The organism is Cobetia crustatorum (assembly GCF_000591415.1).
Taxonomy (GTDB): domain Bacteria; phylum Pseudomonadota; class Gammaproteobacteria; order Pseudomonadales; family Halomonadaceae; genus Cobetia; species Cobetia crustatorum.
Window position 1 is genome coordinate 25,587 of sequence record NZ_JEMF01000001.1, and the last position, 8,791, is coordinate 34,377.

Sequence of the window (8,791 nt, forward strand, 5' to 3'; positions counted from 1 at the left end):
TACCCGACATGTCCGCCTACCTACGCTACGCGCCTTGCCAATAACCACTGACAAGGCCAAACGCATGCAGGCGATGACTATCGGGCCACGTCCTTGTGTGGCCTTCTTGCCTTTTCCACTGCATCAGTGCGCCATCAAATGCCGCACGTTTCTGACTCGGCCGGTTCACGCCTCGTCAAGACGCGCGACAGCGTCCTGACTGATACGCTCGCGTTGCGTGCCTGACAGCTCATGCAAGCGACCGGACCGCATTTCAAACAGGCGATCAGCCTGCTGGAAGTAATGATCATCATGGCTGATGGCGAATACCGTCTTGCCCATCTCGCGCAGGCGCGGCAACAGGTCACGATAGAAGATGCGTCGAAACTGTGGGTCCTGATCGGCAGCCCATTCGTCCAGCAGCAGAATGTCACGTGATTCAGCGACCGCCATCAGCAGCGCCAATCGCTTGCGCTGCCCTTGGGAAAGCGCCGGGTTAGCCACCCGGTCTCCCTCAAGTTCCAGTTTCTCGCGCATATCGAGATAACCCAGCCACTGATCAATCAATGCCGAATCCGCTGAAATGCCATCTTGGCCAAGCAAGCGATCAAACTGGTGGAAATCGGTGAATACCGCCGAAAACTGCTGCCGCCAAGCCTCACGCTCATCCTCTTCCAGCGTACGTCCATCCAGTAGCAGCTCGCCTTCACTCGGGCGATAAAGACCCGTCAATAGCTTGGCCAATGTGGACTTTCCACTGCCATTACCGCCGATCAGAAATACCAGTTCGCCACGCGTTAGCGTCAGATCCAATGGTCCGACCGCAAAGGCAGACTTGTCTGAGGTCTGTCCGGCATAGGTGAAGCTCACACCATGCAGGCTGAGCGTTTTCCACTGCTCAATTGGCGAATGCGATGGGGTCATGCTGGACTCGAAACCTTCTCTGGCTGGCGCCAGTGAGAGTTTGCGAAGCTTTTCAAACGCGACATCAGCCCCTAGCAAGGTAGGCAGTGCACCCACCGCCTGAATCAGCGGCGTGCGTAGAAACAATAGCGTCAACGAGTAGGTTGCCGCGACTTCGCTACTCGCCCAGCCAAGGCCATTGGCCAGATAGAAGACAATACCAATGGCACCCAGCATCATGATGTTGGAGAAGTTGATCGCACTCAGGTGGCAGGTATCGGCGCGTACGACATGATGCTGATACTGACGTGCATTGACGCTGTAATCGCTCTCGAAGTACTCACGCGCACGCTGCCGATTCAGCGCGAGTTCCTTGCGACCATGAATGACCGCTTCGAAGTTGGCGTAGAGGCGGCTTTCTGTTTCACGCACTTCAGCCAGGTGTCGATATACTCGCGCGACCAACCAGCTCCCTCCCATGATGGTCAGCGTCACCCATGCCGCAGTGACCAGCATCATCGAGGGAGAGAGCCAGCCCAGATAAAGCACAGCGCCCAGCGTCAAGACGATCCCCTGCACTAGCTCCGGCAAGCGTACGAATGCCAGCGTGATGTTGCGAATATCACTGGAGAGACTGGCCAGTAAATCAGCACTGCCCAGCTGCTCAAGGCGCTCAATATCAGTATCCAGAATCTGCTTGACCAGTCGGCCGCGCAATCCATGCACAAAATGATGGCCCAACAGGGTCAGCGCTAGCTGTGCACCAAGCGTCACAGCCAACAACAGCACAATGAGACCGAGGAATTCCGGTAGGACACCGGCGTAATCTGCCAGCTGATCGCCAGAGCGTGCGATCAATCGCTGATTGATATAGGCGATGGCCCCAATACCCAGCCCAGCACTGGCCAAGCTCAAGATCATGACGCCAATGAAAGGCCAGCGATAATAGGCAAATACCACGCGCAATAACGTCAAGTCTGCCCCCATTCACAAGATTCGAGAAGTGTGGCCATCCAAAGCGATGACTCCACACCAAGAGGGGCAATCTTACGAGCACAGCCTATCAATGCAAGCAATATTGATAAGTATTACCATTAGCAAGAATGGAGGTGCCTCAGGTGAAGCACCTCCTGCCATGACGCCCATGTCATCGCCAATCACCATAAGGTCATCTGACGGTCCAGTAGACGATCAAAGTCGTCGTTCACAAACGGCAGAATGCCATCCGCCACTGGCTTGAGCTGACGACTGAGATAATGCTCTGCATCAATGGCCGAACGGTGATATTCGATCGGCTCCGGCCCCGCAGTGGTCATCACATAGCGAATCCAGCCGCCCTTCTGATAACGCAACGGCAACCCTCGACGCTGATTCTCTTCATCAGCCAACCGTGCGGCACGCACATGCGGTGGAACATTACGCTGATAGTCGTCCAGCCGACGCCGCAGCCGCTTGCGATAGATCAAGGCCTCCACATCAAAGCTTTCTGAAGCGTTCGGCTCCTGAACACTGCTCGCGACAGGAAGATAGGCGCTGACATACGCCAGCAGGTAGTCCTGATAAGGCTGACCTTCGAAAATCCGGCGATAAAGCTGCTGCTGAAATTGCTTGGCCAATGGCGTCCAGTCGGAACGCACCGCTTCCAATCCCTTGAACACCAGCTCAGTACCAGTATCACTGGTCTGCCTGAGCCCGGCGTAGCGCTTCTTGCTGCCCTCTTCGGCACCGCGAATGGTCGGCATCAGGAAACGCTGATAATGCGTCTCGAACTGCAGTTCCAATGCACTGTCGAGATTCAGTGTCTCTGCCAGATGCTCACGCCACCAGGCAGTGACATGGCTCGCCAGTGCCTCACCGATTGCAGTGGCCGTCGCCTCGTCATGCGCTTGCCCCAGCCATACAAAAGTGGAATCGGTATCGCCATAGATGACGGTATAGCCACGCGCCTCGATCAGCGCCACCGTCTGCCGAATGATCTGATGCCCACGTCGGGTAATCGACGAGGCCAACCGTGGGTCAAAGAAGCGACAGCCACGTGATCCCAACACACCATAAAAGGCGTTCATGATGATCTTGAGTGCCTGGGTGAGTGGCGCATCTCCTGCCGTACGCGCGATATCACGTGCTCTCCAGACCTCCGAGACAATTGCTGGCAAACAGTGCTTGTCGCGAGAAAATCGACCCTCGAGAAAGCCCGGCACCGCGTCATCAGGTGCGCGCAGTCCTTCAATCAACCCGAGGGGGTCAATCAGAAAGGTGCGGATGATGGAGGGATATAGACTCTTGAAGTCGAGCACCAATACCGAGTCATAAAGGCCAGGCCGTGAGTCCATCACGAACCCGCCGGGGCTGTCCTCTCCGACGATATCGCCAAGGTTGGGGGCTACCTTGCCCTGTCGATGCAAGCGAGGGAGGTAGAGGTGGGTGAAAGCCGCAACCGAGCCACCACTGCGATCGGCAGGCAAGCCGGTAACGCGGGCGCGGGCGAGCAGAAACTCCATCAGCCCGGCCTGTTTGAAAATACGCGTTACCAACTCACAATCCTTGAGGTTGTAACGCGCCAGTGATGTCTTGTCCTCGGCGAACATGCGCAGAATTTCATCAAGCCGGCTGTAGGGATCATCAATCGCCTTGCCTTCCCCGAGCAGTTCACGCGAGACATTTTCAAGACTGAAGGATGCAAAGTGCCAGGTGGCAGACTTGAGCGCTTCGATGCCATCCACCACCCAACGGCCGGCGATCTCGGCAAAATGATGGTCTGGCTGCTGTGAATGGGCACGCCACTGCATCACACTGCCGTCACGCCCCAGTGTCAGCGGCAAGTGCTCCTGCTGGGAGAGTCGCACCAGCATGCGTAGGTCGAACTGGATCAGATTCCAGCCGATGATGACATCGGGATCATGCTGTGCGATCCAGCGGTTCAAGCACTCCAGCAGCTCGCGGCGTGTTGCAAGGTACTCGAGAGAAAAATCGATATCGTCTGCGGGCTCACCAGTATCGGGGCCCAGCATATAAACCTGGCGCTGTCCGCAGCCCTCCAGAGCGATGGAATAGAGGTTGCCATGGGCGTCAGTCTCGATATCCAGTGACGCCCAGCGTAACGGCGGCCGGAAATCGTTCAAGGGTTTGAGTCGAGCACCGAGGATGACACCCTTGTCGAGATGGCTCCCCTGCACACTCACGCCAGCCGTGATGAAGCGCTCCATCAGAAAGCGATCCGGGGGACGAACGTCGGCTTCGTAGACATCGACACCCCGGGCTTTCAGCTGACGTACCAGTTTTCCCAGTACGCGATACTGCCGGCAATAGAGCCCGACAACGGGACGATGCTGAAAATCTTCCAGTGTCAGTGAGCGTAGCGCCACCTCCCGCTCCGTCAGCGATGCCTCAACGATGACACCGCGCGCCTTTTGCTCCTGTGCTGCCGGGAGAAAGGCCACCACCTCTTGAGGGTCACACTGCACATGAATCGCCGCCTCGTGAGTGCGTATCCAGAAGCTGACCACCACTCCGCTAGTGGTATCCTGCCAATGGCGCGTCAGCAGGAAGCCATGATGCGTCATTGGCCTCACATCACAAGGCGTGGCATCACGGCTTGGCGGAGCAATCTCGCTACCCGTCTTGCAGACGTCAGGCACAGTGACACCTCGATAATTCGTTGAATAGGCGTACGCTGAAGGACGTAGTTACCAACACTTGTCTCAATCCCATACGATAATATGAAGCGCGAGGGGCAGGACTTCTCCCTCTTGGCACATGGGAAGTGATGATAAACGCCATATGGCATGACACAAGGAGTGACACCATGCCCAGCTTTGACATGATACAGAAACTGCTGGGCCAGATGCTGGGCCAGATCGACAACATCATTCTGATGGCTGATGCGCAGCGCAATATCACCTACATGAATGCCAGCGCAGAGGATGCCTTTGGCTATTCCCTGGAAGAGGTCATCGGGCAGCCCACCCAACGCCTCTACCTGAATGCTGATGAATTCAAGCGCCAGGGTTCGCTTCGCTTCAATGAAAAGGGGGCACTGAATAGCGAAGGCACGGTGATTCGTTATCTGTGCAAGAACGGTGCGAGCTTTTATGGTGAGACCGTTGGCGGCCCCATCAAGGACCCCGACAGTGACAGCGTATTCATGTTCGGGCTCATTCGTGATGTTTCTCGGCGCGTCACTACAGAGCAGACACTTCACAGCCTGCATGCCATCACATCCTCTCGAGATCTGGATTTTGATGACCGTATCGATGCGCTGTTGCATCTGGGATGTGCGCACTTCGGATTGCCGATCGGCATTTTCAGCCGAATTGATGGGGACCAATATGTTGTTCAACGCGCCTGCCATCCCGAAGGATTGTTGACACCCGGCTTGAGCTTTTCGCTCAGTGAGACCTATTGTGATCACGTCTACAAGGCTGACAACGTTCAAGCGTTCCACAACGTGGGCAAGAGCGAAATCCGCCATCACCCCTGCTATGCCAGTTTCAACCTCGAGGCCTATATCGGAGCCCCGGTCATCGTCGATGGTGAGCGCTATGGCACCTTCAACTTCTCAAGTGCCGATACCGTGGCGCCATTCACGCAGCAGGATGTCGAATTGGTGCGGTTGATCGCCCTGTGGGCAGGTCATGAAGTGGCGAGATTCAATGACATAAAGGCGTTGGAAGAGGCACACAAGGCACTCGAGAAGGTCGCGATCACCGACCTCTGACGGGACTCGCCAACCGGCGTCATGCTCAGAAAGTGCTGGATGAATGTCTGGCCACTCTCGCTCAGAGCACAGGAACCGTCTGTGTGGCATTGCTGGATTTTGATCACTTCAAACAGATCAATGACCAACATGGCCACGATGCAGGTGATCTGGCTCTCCAGCATCTGGCAACCTTGAGTCACGACTTCCTGTTGCCTACTGACACCTTGGCCCGCTGGGGCGGCGAGGAATTCCTGGCCATCCTGCCTGACGCTCTGACAAGTGATGCCGCGACCCGCATCAATCTATTGCGCCAAGCCGTGAAAGACAGTCAGATCGAACACAACGGCCGCATACTCCCCATCTCGCTGAGCATCGGCCTGACGATGGCAACTCCAGAAGATGTATCGTCGCGTGATGAATTGATTGCCCGATCAGACGAAGCCATGTATGCCGCCAAGGAAGCTGGCCGCAACTGCCTCAAGATGCTGTGACAGAACGCGAGATGCGCCACACCGGTCCACTGCGACACCCTCCTCGCACTCAGGTGATGAAAAGGCTAAGGTCAGCGCTACCCTTACCCATTTGTCACCTGAACGTCATGCCCTCACACGACTCACTCGACCACAATTCCCTCACTAACCCGCCTTCCAATACTGTCCAGCATCTGGGTATTTTATTGCTGCCTGGCTTTGCCATGGTTGCACTCTTCTCGATGATTGAACCGCTACGTATTGCTAACCGCCTGCGTGGGTCTCGCCTGTACCAGTGGACACTTTCCAGCCAGGACGGCACTCCCGTTACGGCTTCCAATGGCATGGCACTTCCCGTAGATACGGCGCGAGATGAGCTGCCTGACGTACATAGCCTGATTGTCTGTACAAGCTTCGCCCCAGAGGCTCAGCTTGAAGATGCAACGCTTAGTTGGCTTCAACAGCTATCACATACCGAGTGCCAGATAGGAGGTATTGATACCGGCTGCTTTGTATTGGCGCGCGCAGGACTCCTGACCGAAAAGACCGTCACCTTGCATTGGGAGAGCCTGCCGGAATTTTCGCAGCGCTTTGACGATGTGGACGCAGTGGAATCTCTCTACGAGATCAGCGAGGACGGCTTCTATTGTGCCGGCGGCAGCGCGGCCATCGATATGAGTCTTGAGTTGATTCGGCGTAAACATGGCCATGCCTTGTATCGCGCAGTGCGCGAACAGCTGATTCATGACCAGGGGCGATTGCCTGCCAGCCGACAGCGGGGGTTCAGTCAGCAGTCTGAAGACTTGGCAGACCCACTTCTGAGGCGCGCCATCATGAGGATGGAAAGTGAGCTTGAAGCCCCTCTGAGCATTCAGGCACTGGCCCAAGAACTGGGCCTTTCCTGGCGTCAGCTGGAACGTCGTTTTCACCATGGGGTGGGATGTACGCCTCAAGCCTTTCAAGCCGAGCGGCGGTTGGTCCATGCGCGCAGCCTGCTGCACGATACCCGCCATAGCATCACTGATATTGCACTAGCGTGCGGCTTTACCTCTCACCCGAGTTTTTCGCGTGCCTTCCGACGTCGATTTGGCATCACTCCATCACAGGCGCGCCGCCAGTCCCCGCGTGTACACCCCTGAGCCATTGAGTGCTGAGCCATTGAATTCCTTGGGAGCGCAAGTCGCCAAGACAAGAAGTGGCTCATATGTCGAATTGAGCACAGTCATGGTCGAATTGGGCACAATAAAGGCTGATCAGAGCTGCCACCATGTGTAGGGAATTTACCTACACGACAGAAAGGAGCTCAGCATGTCACTGCCCAAGACACCTGATTACGATAGCTGGCCGATCGATGAAACTCTGGTGAGCGTGAGCCATGAAGCGCGTCAACTCAGCGTGACCTGGAGTGACGGTCGCGTGAGCCGTTATCACAGTGTCTGGCTGCGTGAGAATGCTGCCGATGACTCCACGATCAATCCGGCGACGCGCGAGAGAATCCTGGACCTTTCCCTGATTCCCGCCTGGCCGGAAATCGCCGAGGCCAGCATTGATGACAAGGGAGCACTGTCGGTGCTGTTCACGCCAGAAGATCGTCGCCTGCGCTTTCATCCGGGGTTCCTGCGCGCCAATGATTACGACAATCAGCAGTTGCTGCCATCAGAACTTCCCCCAGTATCTCTCTGGAATGGCGAGCAACTCCAGCAGCCACCCACCATCGATGCCGCAACACTGGCCGGTGCTGAACACGGTAGCAAGGAAGAGGCTGACATCCTGAATCCGACGCTGCATGAGCTGCTCGGCAAGGGATTGGTACGCCTGCGCAATCTACCGGCAGAAGAAGGCGCCATTGAAAAGGTCGCCGAGCGTATCGGTTCGATCCGGTCGACCAACTTCGGGCATCTTTTCAACGTGCGTGCCATCCAGAACCCGGATTCCAACGCCTATACCTCCATCGCGCTGCCGCCTCATGTCGACCTGCCGACACGTGAATATCAGCCGGGCCTGCAGTGCCTGTACTGCATCGAGAACAGCGTGAAAGGCGGCATGGCGGTCATGATGGATGGCTTTGCCATCGCCACCGCCATGAAGGAAGAGCATCCTGAGGCTTACGCGACGCTCACCACGATACATTGGCGCTATGCAAACACCTCGCGCAATACCGACCATGTCTGGTATTCCCCGATGATCGTGCTGGGTCAGGCGGGAGAGTTACTGGAAGTCCGGATCGCTGACTTCCTGCGTGGCCCGATGACGGCCCCCTTCGATCAGACCGAAACTGCCTATGAAGCACTCATGACGCTACAGCGCATGCTGCGTGAACCGCGCTTTGCCATGCGCTTCACTTATACTCCAGGTGACATGGTCATCTTTGACAATCGCCGCCTGTTGCATGCACGTGATGCCTTTGAAGGCGAGAGTGGCAGCCGCTGGTTGCAAGGCTGCTACCTGGAACGTGACGAGGTGCGCTCACGCTATCGCATGCTCAAGCGTGATGAACGTACCCAGCGGGTCACGGAGCAGAATGACGTCCGCGCTGACAGCGAATCACTTGCGTGACAAGGCGCCATGCCTTGTATGAGGACACCTGTGCAAGGGCACTGGCGTGATGCCATGCTCGCAAGCACAGTGAACCAGTGACAACAGAACACCCCATCTCAGTCTCCCTGAGATGGGGTGTTCTGTTGTCAGGAAAAGATTCTCGGCACCATCGTTTGGGAAGTCCTTCACTGCCAGTGTATCC

Annotated in this window: 6 protein-coding genes; 4 read left to right on the forward strand and 2 right to left on the reverse strand. The window is 56.4% G+C overall.

Features of this window, described 5'->3' with window-relative positions; translation table 11 throughout:
• Positions 1–165: 165 nt before the first annotated feature.
• A complete protein-coding gene (locus BF12_RS0100100; protein WP_024950476.1) occupies positions 166–1,857 on the reverse strand; it encodes a multidrug ABC transporter permease/ATP-binding protein in 1,692 nt (563 codons plus the stop codon).
• Between the two features lie 182 nt (positions 1,858–2,039).
• Positions 2,040–4,520: a DNA polymerase II gene (locus tag BF12_RS0100105; RefSeq protein WP_248623576.1), complete on the reverse strand. Its 2,481-nt coding sequence runs from the start codon at positions 4,518–4,520 to the stop codon at positions 2,040–2,042.
• Between the two features lie 167 nt (positions 4,521–4,687).
• Between BF12_RS0100105 and BF12_RS17955 the strand changes: the two genes are divergently transcribed.
• The 4 genes from BF12_RS17955 to BF12_RS0100120 all read left to right on the forward strand — a co-directional run bounded on the left by BF12_RS17955 (position 4,688) and on the right by BF12_RS0100120 (position 8,607).
• The gene (locus tag BF12_RS17955; protein ID WP_051510599.1) at positions 4,688–5,599 is read left to right on the forward strand and encodes a PAS domain S-box protein; all 912 of its coding nucleotides are present in this window, start codon (positions 4,688–4,690) and stop codon (positions 5,597–5,599) included.
• A 32-nt stretch (positions 5,600–5,631) separates the two neighbouring features.
• On the forward strand, positions 5,632–6,072 hold the full coding sequence (locus tag BF12_RS20945; protein WP_248623577.1) for a GGDEF domain-containing protein: 441 nt from the start codon (positions 5,632–5,634) through the stop codon (positions 6,070–6,072).
• Between the two features lie 107 nt (positions 6,073–6,179).
• Positions 6,180–7,190 (forward strand): GlxA family transcriptional regulator, encoded by a 1,011-nt coding sequence (locus tag BF12_RS0100115; protein ID WP_246116522.1) that lies wholly within the window; start codon positions 6,180–6,182, stop codon positions 7,188–7,190.
• A gap of 169 nt (positions 7,191–7,359) precedes the next feature.
• Entirely contained in the window at positions 7,360–8,607 is a 1,248-nt protein-coding gene (locus BF12_RS0100120) for a TauD/TfdA family dioxygenase (protein ID WP_024950479.1), read from the forward strand.
• Positions 8,608–8,791 lie beyond the last annotated feature (184 nt).

Bases quoted from the DNA above. Each gene is read 5' to 3' on its own strand.
- BF12_RS17955 (WP_051510599.1), top strand. From the start codon at position 4,688: ATGCCCAGCTTTGACATGATACAGAAACTGCTGGGCCAGATGCTGGGC.
- BF12_RS0100115 (WP_246116522.1), top strand. From the start codon at position 6,180: ATGCCCTCACACGACTCACTCGACCACAATTCCCTCACTAACCCGCCT.
- BF12_RS0100120 (WP_024950479.1), top strand. From the start codon at position 7,360: ATGTCACTGCCCAAGACACCTGATTACGATAGCTGGCCGATCGATGAA.